At 41.3% G+C, this 16,825-nt stretch carries 20 protein-coding genes and 1 tRNA gene; 4 read left to right on the forward strand and 17 right to left on the reverse strand.

Annotated features, from left to right (window positions below):
• Position 1: 1 nt before the first annotated feature.
• The 7 genes from FET73_RS08270 to FET73_RS08300 are packed head-to-tail and all read right to left on the reverse strand — an operon-like array spanning position 2 to position 6,889.
• On the reverse strand, positions 2-622 hold the full coding sequence (locus tag FET73_RS08270; RefSeq protein WP_154223487.1) for a hypothetical protein: 621 nt from the start codon (positions 620-622) through the stop codon (positions 2-4).
• Positions 619-1,635 carry a tRNA preQ1(34) S-adenosylmethionine ribosyltransferase-isomerase QueA gene (gene queA / locus FET73_RS08275; protein ID WP_154223488.1) on the reverse strand — a complete coding sequence of 339 codons (1,017 nt, stop codon included), beginning with the start codon at positions 1,633-1,635 and terminating at the stop codon, positions 619-621. Before queA ends, FET73_RS08270 begins: the two co-directional genes overlap by 4 nt.
• Before the next feature lie 34 nt (positions 1,636-1,669).
• On the reverse strand, positions 1,670-2,110 hold the full coding sequence (locus FET73_RS08280; protein WP_154223489.1) for a copper chaperone PCu(A)C: 441 nt from the start codon (positions 2,108-2,110) through the stop codon (positions 1,670-1,672).
• On the reverse strand, positions 2,107-3,462 hold the full coding sequence (gene glmM, locus FET73_RS08285; RefSeq protein ID WP_154223490.1) for a phosphoglucosamine mutase: 1,356 nt from the start codon (positions 3,460-3,462) through the stop codon (positions 2,107-2,109). The genes FET73_RS08280 and glmM overlap by 4 nt, the downstream gene beginning before the upstream one ends.
• Entirely contained in the window at positions 3,455-4,273 is an 819-nt protein-coding gene (gene folP, locus FET73_RS08290) for a dihydropteroate synthase (RefSeq protein ID WP_343032280.1), read from the reverse strand. Before folP ends, glmM begins: the two co-directional genes overlap by 8 nt.
• An 11-nt stretch (positions 4,274-4,284) precedes the next feature.
• Complete coding sequence (gene ftsH / locus FET73_RS08295; RefSeq protein WP_154223491.1) at positions 4,285-6,219, reverse strand: ATP-dependent zinc metalloprotease FtsH; 1,935 nt, start codon at positions 6,217-6,219, stop codon at positions 4,285-4,287.
• 52 nt (positions 6,220-6,271) lie between these two features.
• Positions 6,272-6,889, reverse strand: coding sequence for an RlmE family RNA methyltransferase (locus FET73_RS08300; RefSeq protein WP_154223492.1), 618 nt, complete (start codon positions 6,887-6,889; stop codon positions 6,272-6,274).
• A 21-nt stretch (positions 6,890-6,910) separates the two neighbouring features.
• Here FET73_RS08300 and yhbY point away from each other — a divergent pair, with 21 nt between their 5' ends.
• Together yhbY and FET73_RS08310 are read left to right on the forward strand one after the other, a co-directional pair.
• Positions 6,911-7,249, forward strand: a complete 339-nt coding sequence (gene yhbY / locus FET73_RS08305; protein ID WP_154223493.1) for a ribosome assembly RNA-binding protein YhbY — start codon at positions 6,911-6,913, stop codon at positions 7,247-7,249.
• A 15-nt stretch (positions 7,250-7,264) separates the two neighbouring features.
• Positions 7,265-7,636 carry an Mth938-like domain-containing protein gene (locus FET73_RS08310; protein WP_154223494.1) on the forward strand — a complete coding sequence of 124 codons (372 nt, stop codon included), beginning with the start codon at positions 7,265-7,267 and terminating at the stop codon, positions 7,634-7,636.
• Here the strand turns inward: FET73_RS08310 and FET73_RS08315 are convergent.
• The 6 genes from FET73_RS08315 to FET73_RS08340 form a co-directional block, all read right to left on the reverse strand.
• Positions 7,619-8,419, reverse strand: coding sequence for a class I SAM-dependent methyltransferase (locus FET73_RS08315; protein ID WP_154223495.1), 801 nt, complete (start codon positions 8,417-8,419; stop codon positions 7,619-7,621). The genes FET73_RS08310 and FET73_RS08315 overlap by 18 nt on opposite strands.
• A 9-nt stretch (positions 8,420-8,428) precedes the next feature.
• Entirely contained in the window at positions 8,429-9,316 is an 888-nt protein-coding gene (locus FET73_RS08320) for a HEAT repeat domain-containing protein (RefSeq protein WP_154223496.1), read from the reverse strand.
• Positions 9,317-9,431: 115 nt separating this feature from the next.
• Positions 9,432-9,557 (reverse strand): type B 50S ribosomal protein L36, encoded by a 126-nt coding sequence (gene ykgO, locus FET73_RS08325; protein ID WP_077412593.1) that lies wholly within the window; start codon positions 9,555-9,557, stop codon positions 9,432-9,434.
• Positions 9,558-9,632: 75 nt separating this feature from the next.
• Complete coding sequence (locus FET73_RS08330) at positions 9,633-10,013, reverse strand: VOC family protein (RefSeq protein WP_179952192.1); 381 nt, start codon at positions 10,011-10,013, stop codon at positions 9,633-9,635.
• Entirely contained in the window at positions 10,010-10,714 is a 705-nt protein-coding gene (locus tag FET73_RS08335; RefSeq protein ID WP_154223498.1) for a 2OG-Fe(II) oxygenase, read from the reverse strand. Before FET73_RS08335 ends, FET73_RS08330 begins: the two co-directional genes overlap by 4 nt.
• A gap of 29 nt (positions 10,715-10,743) precedes the next feature.
• Positions 10,744-11,604 (reverse strand): GGDEF domain-containing protein, encoded by an 861-nt coding sequence (locus tag FET73_RS08340; protein WP_154223499.1) that lies wholly within the window; start codon positions 11,602-11,604, stop codon positions 10,744-10,746.
• A 549-nt stretch (positions 11,605-12,153) separates the two neighbouring features.
• Here FET73_RS08340 and gcvA point away from each other — a divergent pair.
• Both gcvA and FET73_RS08350 read left to right on the forward strand, forming a co-directional pair.
• Positions 12,154-13,083: a transcriptional regulator GcvA gene (gene gcvA / locus FET73_RS08345; RefSeq protein ID WP_154223500.1), complete on the forward strand. Its 930-nt coding sequence runs from the start codon at positions 12,154-12,156 to the stop codon at positions 13,081-13,083.
• 15 nt (positions 13,084-13,098) lie between these two features.
• The gene (locus tag FET73_RS08350; protein WP_154223501.1) at positions 13,099-14,199 is read left to right on the forward strand and encodes a GGDEF domain-containing protein; all 1,101 of its coding nucleotides are present in this window, start codon (positions 13,099-13,101) and stop codon (positions 14,197-14,199) included.
• 41 nt (positions 14,200-14,240) lie between these two features.
• Here FET73_RS08350 and FET73_RS08355 read toward each other — a convergent pair.
• From FET73_RS08355 to FET73_RS08370, 4 genes are all read right to left on the reverse strand, one after another.
• Positions 14,241-14,315, reverse strand: a tRNA-Val gene (locus FET73_RS08355).
• 102 nt (positions 14,316-14,417) lie between these two features.
• Positions 14,418-15,752, reverse strand: coding sequence for a PDZ domain-containing protein (locus FET73_RS08360; protein WP_154223502.1), 1,335 nt, complete (start codon positions 15,750-15,752; stop codon positions 14,418-14,420).
• Positions 15,753-15,762: 10 nt separating this feature from the next.
• The gene (locus FET73_RS08365) at positions 15,763-16,254 is read right to left on the reverse strand and encodes a hypothetical protein (protein WP_154223503.1); all 492 of its coding nucleotides are present in this window, start codon (positions 16,252-16,254) and stop codon (positions 15,763-15,765) included.
• Complete coding sequence (locus FET73_RS08370) at positions 16,232-16,798, reverse strand: sigma-70 family RNA polymerase sigma factor (protein WP_154223504.1); 567 nt, start codon at positions 16,796-16,798, stop codon at positions 16,232-16,234. Before FET73_RS08370 ends, FET73_RS08365 begins: the two co-directional genes overlap by 23 nt.
• Between the last annotated feature and the right edge of the window lie 27 nt (positions 16,799-16,825).

A 16,825-nucleotide genomic window follows, 5' to 3' on the forward strand; every position in this document is an offset into this window, starting at 1 on the left:
CTTAACTTTGTTCTTCAGTTTTCTGAAGCTTTTGACAATGCTGTATGACTTTCACCTGGGATTCATCAATCAAATAATTAATTTTGAAATGCAATATAACTGACAAAACAACTAGCACAACAGTCAATGTCAAGCCAATTATTGGCTTAACCAATGCTTTATTACCATAGGTGATTTTGGTAAGAGACATTGTTTTTGCGCCAGGCAAAGGAAATTGCCCTGACTTCTTGATTTGTATTATTTGTCGTACAAAAACAAACAAGATACCCAGTAACATTACATACACCATCAGCATAATCACAAAGAAGTTTAGCTCCATACCTGAAAACCCCATCCATTCTTTACAAAAACTTTGCTCCATATTCTGAAGCCATGGATTGAATACAAATTTCACAAGCAATAAGAGAGGAATCGCGCCAATAACCAGCCACATGACTTGCTTCAACCTGTCTTTTTTACTGTATAAAGGCGCATAGAGGTGCGCTTGGTCTTCTGTAATGTCATGACTGAACCATTGAATGCGTTGATTTTTTGGCCTTGAAAAATCTAAAAGCAAAGCCAATATTAAAGTGACAACACCCGCCGCCAAGAGCATATAAGTCCAATCTATTTCAAAATTCATATAATCAACATGGCATCACCATAACTAAAGAAACGGTATTCCTTTTCTATGGCATGTTGGTAGGCATTGAGGATGTTGTCTTTACCCGCGAGAGCCGAAACCAACATCACCAATGTGGATTCGGGTAGGTGAAAATTGGTGATTAAGCCATCTATGGCTTTAAATTCATAGCCTGGGAAGATAAAGATTTGGGTGTCACCTTGAAAAGGTTGAATGTTACCACTTTGCGAGGCGGTTTCTAAACAACGCACCGCGGTGGTACCAACGGCAATCACCCGGCCGCCTTTGGCTTGGGTATCTTTGACTATGTCACACACTTCAGGAGTGACTTCTAACCATTCTTTGTGCATTTGGTGGTCGTGGATGTTGTCTGATTTTACCGGCTGGAATGTACCCGCACCCACATGCAAGGTTACATGAGCGAAACGCACGCCTTTGTCAGCAATTTGTGACAACAACTCATCATCGAAATGCAATCCTGCAGTCGGTGCCGCCACAGCGCCTGCCTGTTCAGCATAGACTGTTTGGTATCGACTGTCGTCGTCTTCATCGGCTTTTCTGGTGATGTAAGGTGGTAATGGCATGTGGCCATGGGCTTGCATCAATTCAGACAGCGGTGAGTCTATGGTTTCACACAAAAAGAACATGCCATTGCGCGCCATAACACGCAGTTTGGCGACACCATCAAAGTAAATTGCTGTACCCAACTTGACTGATTTATTCGCTTTGAGCATGGTTTTGGCATATTTTTCATCCAATACACGCTCGATAAAAACTTCAACTTGACCGCCCGTGGCTTTTTGCCCTTTCAGCCGTGCAGGAATCACTTTGGTGTTGTTGAACACCAATAAATCATTTGGCTGTAATTGCGACAATAAATCTTTGAACTGCCTGTCGCAGACTTCGCCTGTATTTTTATCCAAATGCAATAATCGACTGTCACTGCGATTTTCTAAGGGATGTTGCGCAATCAAGGCATCGGGCAATTCGAAATTGAATTCAGATTTTTGCATTGCTGAAACTCTCAGTTGTTTTTATTATTCTGTCTTAATTGGCAGCTGCTTCTTTAACAGGAAAATCGAGGTGTTGAACATGTTTTTCGCCGGCACTGTCTTGATAGATTAAGCAAATGCGCACGTCTTCACCTAACTGTATTGTTTCTTTTGGCATCATCAACATGATGTGTAATCCACCTGGCTTGAACTGCAATTTATCACCTGCTTTGAGGGTCAGTTGCTTTTGTTCTTCCATACGATAAACACCATTCTCTTCGATGCTGCGGTGAATTTCGGCCATACCAAAGGCAGGGCTGAATGCACCCACCAAGGTTTTTTCGGTGTCGTCATTGTTCTCAATGTCTAAATACGCCGCCATCATTTTGACATTCGGCGGTGCAGCACGAAGCCACTTTCCATCGGTTTCAGGGAATTCATAGGCATCAACAGTCAATGCCATCAATAAAATCATTAAGCTCAGTATTATTTTCATAGTGATTCTGCCAGTTGGGCTAATTTTTTCGCTTCTTGCTGTGCTACTTGTGCATTTTTGGCTTCAACCATCACGCGCAATTTAGGCTCTGTGCCTGAAGCACGTATCAAAACACGCCCTTCATCACCCAAAGCATCATCTACTGCACGGGCCGCTTTAACCAATACTGGATGAACCGCCAATTGTTTAGGTGTTTCATTGATCACATTGATCATGGTTTGTGGGTAGAGCTGCATTTGGTCAGCCAATTGCTGTAAATTTTTTCCTGTTTCAATGATGACAGATAACACCATCAATGCACTGACGATACCATCACCGGTACCCGCCAATGCCAAGTTCAATATATGACCAGAGGATTCGCCACCGAGAATCCAGCCGTTTTGTTTTAATTTTTGGTGCACATAGCGGTCACCGACATCAGCACGCTCAAATGGCACGTCCATGGCTTTTAAACCGGCTTCCATGCCTTGGTTCGACATCAGGGTGCCGACAACACCACCATTGAGCTCACCTTTTTCATGTAAGTGTTTGGCCACCAAATAAATCAATTGATCACCATTCACTTCTTCACCTTTGTGGTTGACCATGACCACGCGATCACCATCACCGTCTAATGCGACCCCCAAGTCTGCACCCGATTCCAACACTTTTTCTTTAAGCACTGCGACTTCGGTTGAACCGCAGTCTTTGTTGATGTTAAAACCATCAGGTTGGTTACCAATCACTGTGACATCGGCGCCAAGCTCTTTAAACACCTGTGGTGCGACGTGGTAACTGGCACCATTGGCACAATCGAGCACCATTTTGATGCCATTGAGTGATTGCCTGTTGGTGCTTTGTTTACAAAATTCGATATAACGGCCGGCCACGTCATTCAAACGTTTGGCTTTTCCAATTTCAGCCGATTCAACCATCTGCATCGGTTGCGCTAACATCGCTTCTATCGCTGTTTCTTGTTCGTCGTTGAGCTTTTGGCCATTTTGATTGAAGAATTTGATGCCATTGTCATAAAACGGGTTGTGGGAAGCACTGATTACAATTCCCGCACTGGCATGTAATGTTTTGGTTAACCACGCCACGGCAGGTGTTGGCATGGGGCCAAATAAAATGGTGTTAACACCAGCTGAAGACAATCCCGCTTCTAAAGCAGATTCCAGCATATAGCCTGAAACCCGTGTGTCTTTTCCGATGACCACTGTGTGATTTGGCATGGTTTTGCCGAGTACATGACCGGCTGCATAACCCAAACGCAAAGCAAATTCTGCCGTCATTACTTTGCCACCTACTTTACCTCTGATGCCATCGGTACCAAAATATTTTTTTTCTGTGGCTTTATTTTTGGGCTTATTCATTGTTCATTCCTATCAGGTGATGTGAAGTAGTCAACACGTCATGTGTCGCTTGCACATCATGGACACGGAATATGTCCGCGCCTTGTAAATAACAAAATTGTGCCACAGCCAGTGAACCTGGCAGCCGCTCATCTACATTTCTATTCAATAAATCACCAAACATGGATTTTCGAGAAACACCTATCAAGACAGGAAATCCCATTTGTTTGATCGTGGCGGTATTTCTGAGTAATTGTAAATTATGTTCCAAAGTTTTACCAAAGCCAATGCCTGGATCTAAGATGATGCGATCGGGGTCCATGCCGTAGGACAAACAAGCTTCCACCCTTTGTTCAAAATAATCTAACACAGTTTGGACCACATCATCATATTCAGGGTTGTCTTGCATGTTTTCGGGCAACCCTTTTTTGTGCATTAAACAAACGTCCACATCATGTTTGACTGCCACTTCTATGGCATCGTCGTCGCCATGTCCTTCAAGGGCATTGACGTCATTGATGAAGTTGGCACCGGCATGAATGGCTACATCCATCACTTCTGCTTTACTGGTATCTATTGAAATGGTGAGGTCTGGATGGGCTTGTCGCAAGGCTTTGATAACTGGGATAACGCGAGACAATTCCTCGTCTATTGAAACCAAGGCGGCACCGGGTCTGGTGGATTCACCACCGATGTCAATGATATCAGCACCTGCAGCAATCATTTCTTCAGCTTGCACAAGCGCAGCATCTAATTGATTGAATTGTCCACCGTCTGAAAACGAATCGGGGGTGACATTAAGCACCCCCATAATTTTAAAATCTTTAACCACAATGAAATCTATTAGGTTTGTTCAGCGGTGTCTCCAAAAGGACCTGCCTTTTTGTCGCTTTTGCTGTCTTTGTTACCGCCGTCATTGTCACTGTCATTGTCTTCACTGATCCAATCTTCAGGTGGTGAAGGCTCTTTTCCAGCCATGATTTCTTCAATTTGCTTGGCATCGATGGTTTCATAGGTTATCAAAGCCTTGGCCATCACATGTAATTTATCTAAATTTTCATTCAAGATTTTTTCTGCGCGGGCATAATTTTTATCAATCAACGTTCGCACTGCCAAATCAATCTTATCAGCGGTGGTATCAGACATGTGTTTGTGTTGTGTCACTTGGCGACCCAAGAACACTTCACCTTCATCTTCTGAGTAAGACAGTGGGCCCAACTCGTCAGACAAGCCCCACTTGGTCACCATATTCTTAGCAATGGCCGTGGCACGTTCAATGTCATTTGATGCACCTGTGGTCACAGCATCTGCGCCGCCGATGATTTCTTCGGCAATGCGGCCACCATACAAACTTGAAATTTGGCTCTCTAAAGCGGTTTTACTGTATGAATAACGGTCTTCTTCAGGCAAATACATGGTCACACCCAGAGCTCGACCTCGAGGAATGATGGTTACCTTATACACTGGGTCATGTTCTGGAACCAAATGACCAACGATGGCATGACCGGCTTCATGGTATGCCGTGTTGCGCTTTTCTTCGTCTTTCATCACCATGGATTTACGTTCAGCACCCATCATGATTTTGTCACGTGCTTTGTCGAAAAGCTCCATGTCGATTTCAGTTTTATCAAAACGTGCGGCAAACAAAGCGGCTTCATTAACCAAGTTAGCCAAATCTGCACCTGAGAATCCTGGTGTACCACGTGCAATCACCAAAGGACTGACGTCATCTGCCAATGGCACTTTTTTCATGTGTACTTTCAAAATGGCTTCACGGCCTTTGATGTCTGGCAATGGCACAACCACCTGTCTGTCAAATCGACCGGGGCGTAACAAAGCTGGGTCTAATACATCTGGTCTGTTAGTCGCTGCAATCACAATCACACCCTCATTGCCTTCAAAACCGTCCATTTCAACCAATAACTGATTTAAAGTTTGTTCGCGCTCATCATGACCACCGCCTAAACCGGCGCCACGTTGGCGACCGACCGCATCAATCTCATCAATAAAAATGATACAAGGTGAATTTTTCTTGGCTTGTTCGAACATGTCACGTACACGTGATGCACCGACACCTACAAACATTTCTACAAAGTCAGAACCTGATATGGTAAAGAAAGGCACACGTGCTTCACCAGCAATCGCTTTGGCTAACAATGTTTTACCGGTACCTGGCGATCCCACCATCAAAATACCACGAGGAATGTGACCACCGAGTTTTTGAAATTTGCTCGGGTCACGCAAGAAATCAACCACTTCGCCGACCTCTTCTTTGGCTTCTTCGGCACCGGCCATGTCAGCAAAAGTCACTTTGTTCTGATCTTCATTCAGCAGTTTCGCTTTGGACTTACCAAAACTCATGGCGCCGCCCTTGCCGCCGCCACCTTGCATTTGACGCATGATGACAAACCACAAACCCAAGAACAATAAAATTGGGAAAATGGTTTCAAAAACACGCCAAAAAATACTGGTTTCTTGCGGTGCTTCAACCGCATATTTGACGTCATTTAAGATCAAATCATCTTCAAGGTGTGGGTCATTTCCCGCTTGTACCTCAAACTGTTCACCACTTTTTGTTTTGGCTCTTATTTTTCGATGTACTGATGTTTCTGGATCAATCAACACTTCTTCAATTTGGCCATTTTGAACCATATTAATAAAGTCAGAATAGACCACTTGGCCTTTTTGTTGTGGTGCTTGTAACATGCTGCCAAAGACACTCATCAGTATCATCAGTACAACCACCCACAGTAATATGTTTTTTGCTACGTTATTCAAATTGCTTCTCTTTAATTTAAATTACTTTATAAATTCAGTTTTAATGATCCAGTCATTTAAAGCCTTGGGCCACGGCAAACACTTCTCTCGAACGCGCTCGCGATGATTTGGGTTTATATATGGTCACTTTTTTGAATGCCTGTTTCATGTTTTGGATGTGCTCATCAAAACCAGCCCCTTGAAACAACTTGATGGCATGGTTACCATTTTTGTTCAAGGCTTGGTGACAAAAATCCAAAGCCAACTCTGCTAAATACATACATCGTGGCTGATCCATGGCATTCATTCCAGATAAGTTTGGGGCCATATCCGATAAAACAAGGTCTATTTTTTTATCGCCTAACAGCGTCAATAATTGATCATAAACTTCGTCCGATGTGAAATCACCTTGGATAAAATCCACCCCTTCAATGGGTTCAATGTCTAGTAAATCTAGACCCACCACCATCGCATCTGACTTTAAATGGTACTTGACTACTTGACACCAGCCACCCGGAGCGGCACCCAAATCAACCACAGCCTCAACACCTTTGAGCAGGTCAAACTTAGCCACCATTTCTTCGAGTTTAAATGCTGAGCGGGCGCGGTAACCACGTTCCTGTGACAATTTGACAAATTCATCGTCAAAATGTTCTTTTAGCCATTGATTTGAACTTTTACTTCTTGCCATCTGATAAAATATGCGGAAATTATGGAAATTTTACCACCAATGACAAACAAAACGAAAAAACAAGCCGCTCCTTTGAGCAAAAATGCGACAAAATACCTGCGCGGTGTCGCGCATCACATCAGCCCTTTGGTTACAATTGCAGACAAAGGCGTGACAGAAAATATCTTGACAGAGCTGGACATCTGTTTAGAACGCCATGAATTGGTCAAAGTAAAAATCAGAGCCGACCGTGAAACACGCAAAGCAATGGCTGAAGAATTGATCAAATCATCGAATGCACAAGAAGTTCAAAGTATTGGCCAAGTACTGACTTTATACCGCGCCAATCCAAAAGACGGCGTTTACGAGCTTCCAAAATAACAACCCAGTAATCACATGCAACTCACTGAACACGGAAACGACCATCCGAATTTAATTTCACAAGCCGAAACGGGCTTGTGCCATACCGCAGGACAAAGCTACAACCAGAGCATCATTGTGCCTTGGGATGCACCCATTGAAACTGTGGGAACAAAAACCGTTAGGGAACTAGATGAATCATTGGTTCAAAAGTTATGTGATTATCAACCTGAAATCATTGTGCTGGCCACTGGCGAGCACATTGAATACCCAGACACTGACTTGTTACTGCCCTTGGTGAAAAACAACATCGGCTTAGAAGTGATGACCAATGCCGCTGCCGCCCGAACCTTCAACGTATTGATGTCAGAAAACCGTCAGGTCTTGTGCTTATTTTTGATAGCTTGAGACCGTTTCTTCGCTACATTCTTTAACAGCTTTCAACGCATAAACCAAAGGTATATCATTGCCTTTATGCTGAAGGTGAAATTGACCGGCCTGGCGTTCTTCCATGTTATCAAAGCAATCATATGGGCTGTAATCAAACTCTTCAAAAGCTTGAATACTTAAACCTGCACATAACAATGCTGAGATAACTTCACCAAGCGGGTGTGACCACACAGCAATGGCTTGTTTTTCTTCAGACTTGTTTTCTGTGTAAACCGTTTCAGTTTCAACATCGGGTTCAAGCTGATGAAAATATGAATACCCATCAAGCAAATCATAGACAGGATGAAATTCTGCCATAAAGAAAGTACCACCTGGCTTAAGTTGCCTGGCCACGCCTTGCGCCCAAGCTTTGATGTCTGACAGCCAACAAATGGTCCCATATGAAGTGAACACCACATCGAATTGACGGCGTTTTTGTAGATAATTGATGACATCATCACATATAAAAGTGGCGTGTAAGTCGCACTGTTCACTCAAATCTTGCGCTTGCTTGATCGCCACTGATGACAAATCGACGCCAGTAACCTTTGCCCCCAACCTCGCCCAAGACAATGAATCCAATCCAAAATGGCACTGAAGGTGTAACAAACTTTTGCCTGAAACATCGCCCAAAGCCTTCATTTCAATGTCATTCAAAGTGTTGTTACCGGCTTTAAATGCAGGCACATCATAAAAAGACGATTTGACATGAATTTTGGTTTTGGCATCCCAAGCTTTTTTGTTTAGCTTTAAATAATCCATGATCGTTGTTTATTGAAGTTGTAACATTCCAACATCAATCAATCGTTCCTCCCATGCTTCAGGATCATTAGGAATGTCATATAAATTACTGATTTCCTTCAATGCTTGATAAATCCAGCCCAATTCTTGATCGGTGCTGTTCGGGTCATGTGCTAACTTAATCAAGGTCGGCAATGCAGCATAACGCTCTATAACTTGCAAAGTGCCTGTTTGAGCTAAGCCACAGAATGCCCGCTCTTGAATATAAGCTGATGTATCATTTTGCGCCACAAACAACAAAGGCTCAATGATTTCTTCTCCACCAAAACGAGCAAGTGCCTCTACCGCCCCTTGCCTGACTTTATCGCTTTCACTGCCAATGGCTTCTATCAGTACATCATAAACCTTTACACGATCAACACCACGAGCAGCAATCGCTGCCATGGCCCACAAAGCTCCTGCTGCATTCTTTTCAGGTTTACGCTCAAACTGTCTTATCAATCGATCGACTTTTTCGGGTGTTTTATCGACGTCATATTGTGCCAAATACAATTCAAACCCCGCCATTCGAATTTCAATCAACGGTGAATTCAAAGCGGTAGTGGTTAACGTTTGTAACCGTGGGTTTGATTCTATTTCTCCATGCCAATTTTCGGCGTACTTTAAAATATAATCTGGCGCACCTTCAAAACGATTAATCGCCAACTCCAACGACCTTTCAGCACGTTGCTGAAAAGGCAGTTCTTCAACCATGGCCGTATAAAAAGTGTCAAACTTAGGCTGTGTAGACTCTCCAGAGGAGAACAGTGGTTCAATAATGGAGCGGTATTGCTCAATCACATAGGCACGCACAGCTTCATTACTGGCCAATACACCCGCACTGAGGAAGAATGATAATAAGATAAGTGTTTTTTTCATCAATGCAGTATATCAAATTGAGCACAATGAGAGACAGTTGATATTTTCAAGACAAAAAAATACCCTCGATTGAGGGTATTTTTAAAATTCAGCTTTCAAGATTTCTCTGGGCGGTTTATCTTTGACGTGCTTTCAATTTTGGATTTGATTTACAAATCACAAAAACTTTTCCACGGCGACGAACCACTTTGCAGTCTCTTGAACGAGTCTTGGCTGATTTCAAAGATGATAAAACTTTCATAATTTACCGCTTGTTTTTAAAAGTCCGTGAATTATACCCACACAGTTGAAATGTGCAATATATTTTATGAAGTATTTAATCTTGAAAAGCCCTTTCTTCCATCAACCCTACCAAATGACCGTCCGGATCACGTAAAAAAGCCATCCATAAATCATGATCTGCCATCTTAACAACAAAATGTGGTGCCTTCTCTACAGCAACATGTTGTAAATCAGTTTGCTCAAACCAGCCATTCAAATCATCTAATTGATAGTAGATAACAGATGTGTGATGGTCCTTAGTATGTCCCTGTAATTCAGTTAACATCAGCCTGACTTCGCCACACTGCATAAATGCCATGCCACTGTCAGTATCAAAAAGCAGTTCCAAACCCACAACCTCACTGTAAAATGACACTGAACGATCCTTGTCACTGCAGCTGATGGCCAACTGACCTATTTTTTGCGGCTTGCTCATGATGCTGGTGTACCATATAACTGACTTGATCGTTGATACAACAGCCATGAAGTAAAAATATATTTATCATCAGATACCGGTTTATTTCCCCTGTGAGTATGGGTAAAACCAGCAGGCGCTATGACCAATGAACCACGCTTGGGTTTGACACTGGTATTTTGAAAATAAAAATCAGTCTCCCCCCCTTCTTCTACATCATTCAAATAAAACATCCACAACAATGTTCTGTGCAAAGAGTCGTTATATTCGTCTTTGGGGTGCGGATAAACTTCAGAATGCCAGTAAAAATACCCGCCTTCATTCTTTTTATACTTTTGAATGTTGATTGAACCCAGCCTATATACTGCTTTAATCATGTTTACTAAAGCCTCGTCAGACAGGTTGGGAATGTCTACATAAGAAACAGACTCAACCCCGTTTTCAGTTTGTACCTGAACAGAAATGGCACCTGCCAACAGGAATGGGTGTGCCCTGACATACTGCACCAATCCTGTAAGCACTGCATTTTGTAACACATTAATATCTTCTTGCCACTCAGAAAAATTATTGATCGTGATGTCGCTACTGTTCTTTTTGATTAAATCCACACCCTGTCCAGTAGCACCTGGTGCAGCATGTTGACTTTGATTGAATTTTTCAATTGCCTTTTGGCAAAATGCTTCCGATAAAACGTTCTCGTAAACGCCAATAAAATTTGTCAAAATAGCCACTCAGTTTTAATAAAGCATATTTATAAAACAGTTACGCAATTTTTTCCAGCAGTTTTTGATTGATATAATGCCCTGTCTGCTCTTTTAACGACTTCCATGTATGGCTCTTTACCTTTGCACTGGCTGACACCAAAGCTTAGGGTTACTTGATGATCTTGGATTGACCCTGACATATTAATTTCGGACAAATGAATCCTGATGTTTTCACACGTTTCAGCCGCTTCATCAACACCAACGCCTAATTCAACAATGGCAAATTCTTCACCACCCCAACGACCCACTTTTTGAGAGTCACTTAAAAATGCCAACAAAGACTGACCTGCTTTACTGAGCACCTCATCACCGGCCACATGACCATAGGTATCATTTATTACCTTAAAGTCATCAAAATCAATAATAATAACAGCATACGTCTCATTATTCTTATGAGCAACTTCATGGATTTTTTCCAGCTGACGCTGCATTCCTCTTCTGTTATAAAGCCCTGTCAAACCATCCCTAATCGCCTGCCTTGTTAAGGCAACATTCAAAGACTGGTATTCTTCCAGCCATTTTTTTACACCTATAAAAACAAAGGCATAACCCAATAACTTTAAACTCTTCTCTATAATGGCTGTATAAACCTCACCATGATAATAAAGCTGATCAAATGAGTCTGCGAGTAAAGCGACGAACGCCAAATAGAATCCCCATGACAAGTAGGGGTGATAAGGTTTGTCTTTTAAATCATCTACTTTAAAGTAAAAGAAAACCGCCATTATGGCTGTAAAAGACTCTGTCAACAAATTAAAAAACCGTATATCTTTTACTGGCTCAAACATCCACGCGCTGAATCCCAAAGAACACAAAACGGTAACTATGATAATGATGGTTTTTTGCATTCGCACTCTCTATTTAATGTTGCAACTGCAACATTTTACACACACGTGTTAAATCATAACCTCACAGAGCAAGAAATGACATTTTTTGAACACAATGTCACAATAAATAACAAATACAGACTCCAAAGAACAGACGAACAAGCATTTTTGGCAAATTTTTGTCAAAAAAAGGCAAAAAAAAGGGCCTCTAAAATGAGGCCCGAAGCTATTAGCTGAGGAAGAGGGAGGAAAAACCTCAGCAATTGGTCATGTGAAATAAATCACATGGTTGAAGTCTTGCGACTTCAGGGAACAATGAAAAAAAACTTATGTTCTCTTCATAATCATTTTACTTAATGATTATGAACAAAAGATGAATACACATTCGTCTTTCATAAACCTTAGAACCATCTTAATAAGAAAAGTTCAAAGCATTTTAAGAATTTTTTGTTGAAAGGCTTTCCCCCTTCAACGGCTGCCTATTTTAAGTAAAAAAATAAAAAAAACAAACGAATTGTTTTTGCCTTTCGGATAAACTACACTTATCCGAAATTCACAAATATACAACACATGGCAATCAAATACCGCAACATACCGCCACTTAGAGCAATCAAAGCTTTTGAAGCTTCAGCTCGTCATTTAAGTTTCACTAAGGCAGCAGAAGAATTACACGTCACTCAAGCCGCCATCAGTCACCAAATAAAAAACCTGGAAAATATCACAGGAGTGCCTTTGTTTAAAAGGTACAACAGAGCACTCAAATTAACTTTTGAGGGTCGCATGTATTTGATTTCTGTGCGCAATGCCCTAGAAGGTATAGAGAAAGCGACCAGACAACTAAAAAATCAAGATGCATCTGGTACATTAAACATTTCTGTTCTGCCTTCTTTCGCCACGAAATGGCTATCTAAAAGGATATGGAAGTTTCAACAGCAACACAATGAATTAGATGTCAGAATTTCAGCGTTTGAATGGTTAACTGACTTCAAAAAAGATGACTGTGATATTGCTATCCGTTATACAGCGGAACCTCATTACCCAGGATTAAAAGCTGAGTTGTTTTTAGAAGAAGAAGTCTTTCCTGTGTGTAGCAAGCAATTATATGACTCTTTTGAGGGCCGATTATCTCCAGACAAATTACTCAAAGCAAAGTTATTGCATGAGGACTTTACCACTGAAGATTGGCATGAGTGGTTTGAATTGGCAGGACTGACAGCTCAAGTCAACCTACGAGGCACGCGATTCAGTCATACGGTTACAATGTTAGAATCTGTAGAAAATCACCAAGGCTTTGCCCTCGGAAGAACCACACTGGTACAGGATGACATTGAACGGGGCTTATTGGTAGCGCCATTTGATATTAAGATGAAAAGTCAAATGTCCTATTATTTGGTTTACCCTGAAAGTCATGAAAATGACACCAAGCTACAAATCATTAAATCTTGGCTATTTGAGGAAGCAGAAAAGTTTCAGTCTCAAGGTAATCAAAAATTATTTTGACTACATTCGTAAATAATGTATAACTTTCTGCAATTATTATTTCCGTTCAAAACGACTCAGCTTGTGAGTCATGCGTTTGATGAAAAATTTGAGGAATGGGACAAACCATCACGCCAAATACAAATATCGGCCATAGCCTTTCTCACAGCAATTCTATATATGCTTTTTTCAATGCTGAACAAGTCTTGGGCAACCGAAAATCTACAAAACTTGATGCTAAAAGTTCATTTGTTTGTGGTTGTCCCAATGCTATTAGTCATCAGCTTTCTTGCTTTCCGCAGAAAATATTACAACACCGTAATGAATATCCTGGCGGTTTCTCCAATCATTTCGATTATTTGTCATGCTTACATAATCAGCAAACTCCCCTACCAAGCACCCTATCAGATGGAAGGTTACATGATTATTTTTTGGACGTTTGTTATATCAGGGCTCACATTTAAGCATGCCTTAATCAGTGCTTCCTGCTCCGCCATAATTTTATTGACGACCGCCTATTTCTATATAAATCAGCCCGATTATTACACCATGCACGTTTTTTGGGTATTCTGTAGTTTTTCATTTGGCTTTTTAGGTGCTTTGATCTTTGACCAATCTAGAAAAGCCGTTTACAGCAGTCACCAAGAATTGCATCAAATTGCAATTACAGATAATTTAACGGGTGTTTTTAATCGAAACCAATTAAACCAGGTCTTAAAAGCTCAAATTGACAAATGTACAAAGGAAAGTCATTCATTTGGCTTGATCATTTTGGACATTGACCACTTTAAAGCAGTCAATGACACTTTTGGTCATGACATAGGGGACAAGGTGTTACAGCAAACAGCACAATTGTTATCAGAGCTTACTCAGAATGATGACATTCTATTTAGGTGGGGCGGAGAGGAGTTTATTATTGTAGCCCTTGACGTCAATAAACAAAGCCTTATCCAGTACTGTGATGTAGTAAGGAAACAGTTCGAACAAGAAAGTTTTGGCACAACTGAAAGTATGACTGTCAGCATCGGTGCTACACTTTTACAGCCGGAAGACACTCAGGACAAGTTAATTTCACGTGCTGACAAAGCACTTTATAAAGCAAAAGAAAACGGGCGCAACAACTGTGTTTATATATAAATCTGTGAATTGAAATACTGAGATGTAGTGACGTTTTGCAGTGGTGGACACGACTGGGATTGAACCAGTGACCCCTTCGATGTCAACGAAGTGCTCTCCCGCTGAGCTACGCGTCCACTGCAATATTAAGGCATCTTTGATTAAAAACGGCACTTAAGAAAGTGCCGTTCATCAAAGAGGAGCGTATTCTATTAAATAGAATCAAATAACTCAATACTTTATGACTCTAAATATAATTTTTCTTTATTACGGTAGATTTCTATCTCAACTTGATCATCATTTTTCAAGGCAGACATTTTTTTAACCACATCTTTGGGCGAGTTGACAACCTCACCATTGATGCTTTGAATGACATCACCATCTTCTAAGCCCAGTTTATTATCGGCATCAACTTCTAAAACCAAAACGCCTGAATCGACACCAAAATACTTTCCTAAATCTTTTGTGACTGTAGAAAAGTGGTGCTTCTTGCCCAACCATTGATTCATTTTTCCATTTGAAAAAAAGTAGGCATCAGCTTCACCACCAGTGGTCATCACACGAACTTCATGGTCACCTAAATTCAAATGCTCACCCAAAGCTTGGCCATCTTTCCCATCAAACTTGAATGTAAAGGCACTCGGACCATGGATATTTTCTATTTCAACCTCACCGTCTTTGCTGATCCATTGGTGAACATTTTTCATCAAGACATCTGGTGAATTAACCACCTTGGCCTCAACATCCACTACCATTTCATTTCCATTTCGATCAACAATCACTTCAATCAAGTCACCTGCTTGATAGTTGTTCTTTGAGAAGTCATTCAAACCCATGCCCTCTTTTCCCGTTTCTGCACCATCGACTGAAACGATCACATCACCTGCTTGAATACCTGCTTCTGCTGCACCACTTTCTGGCACAACCGAGATGACATCCCATCCAGCATCACTCACAGAAGCCATAAAACCCAACCTGGGCTTATTCTCATCAATGGACACAGCACGGCGGTCCAATTTAATTATTTTTTTGTGAACTTGGCCTTCATCAGCCTCTATGCCATGCTCAATCATCAGGTCTTCAATCAATTGGTTCAAATCCTCGTCCTCACCAACCTCCATGGTTTCTTCGATGACTTGAACTTCACCATCCACGTCCTTCTTGATAAAGACTTTGGCCACGCCGTCCTCTATATCTACGTTGATGTCATTGCTTTTTTGGACAAACATCATTTTATGGTTACCATGAACAATGTCTTCGTCACTTAAAACAATGTCTTCGTCACTTAAAACAATGACTTCTTTATGAACCTCAGCTCCTTCTGCATTGATATCAATACCATGTTCTGCCATCAAAGCATCAAGCTTGTCTTGCATGTCTTCACCATCGGCCAAATCCAAATTTTCATGTATTTTTGTCACTTTGCCATCGTTATCTTTGATTATCAGGACTTTACCTTGATTGCCCTCTACCTTAACATCGACATCTACCGTTTGAGTCTCCTCTGCTAGAGAGGATAAACTGGCTGCCATCAAAGCGGCTGTTATGGCTGTTTTTAAATAAGTATTATTCATGTTCTTTCTCCTAAATAAGTGGTTGGCTTGTTTCAATTGGCGGCATCAATTTTTTTTGTAAAGCCGCCAAATCATCCAAGACCTCAAGTTTTGCATTCAATAGCGCCAGCGTCTGTTGCTCATCAGTGCTCTGCGCAATGTTGGTATTAAGCTGTACCAACCAATTTTCTATAGAAACCATTTTCTCTAAAATATCTGAGCCCGGCTCAGAGTGCTTTACTGACTGGCTTAAAACTGCCAGTTCAATCAAATTAACTTTCTTAATCAACTGAGCCATCTGATCATTGACTGTCGTTTTGTTGCTTTCAGTCACCAAAGGTGGCAACAACATCCATACACTGACAAACAACACAAACATGGCTGCCATAGGTAACCACCACTGTTGCTTCTTTTTAGCATGATGTAACTGATCCATGATTTGATCAAATTGCTCTATATCAGGCGTCATCACTGGCGCTTGCTTTAAAACTGATGCCACATCAATTGTTGTGTTTTTGGTCATTATCCTGCTCCTGATGGGCCAACCATTCGGCCATTAACTTTTTACTTCTAGATAATTGTGACTTAGAGAAACTGACAGACATTTGATACCAGTCTGCAATTTCTTTGTGGCTGAAGCCTTCTACTTCATAGAGCCAGAGAACACTGCGTGACAAGGGTGGCAACTTTTGCAGCAACACATTCAAATCATGTGCAAGATTAAGGTCAATATTGACAGCAGTTTGTTCAGGAAGCTCCGCAACGGACATTTGACTTTCTCGTTGGCGGTGATTTTTTTTGATCAACTGTAGGCTTTGGTTCACCGCTATCTTTCTTAGCCAAAAACCAAAAGCCACGTCACCTGAGTGTTGTGCCATTTTTTGAAATGCAGCAACAAATGTATTTTGCAAAACATCCAAAGCATCTTCACGGCTTTGTAGCATACGAAAAGCCAAATTATAAACAGCTGATTTATATAAATCGTAAATGCGACGGTATGCCACCTGCTTGCCTTTCTGCGCTTGGGCTTTGGTCATCTCATCTATGTCTATACTGAAAGGGCTCACGGCTTAATTAATTTGTTTATTACCTAT

Origin of the sequence: Marinicella rhabdoformis, from assembly GCF_009671245.1 — a bacterium.
Classification (GTDB): Bacteria; Pseudomonadota; Gammaproteobacteria; order Xanthomonadales; family Marinicellaceae; genus Marinicella; species Marinicella rhabdoformis.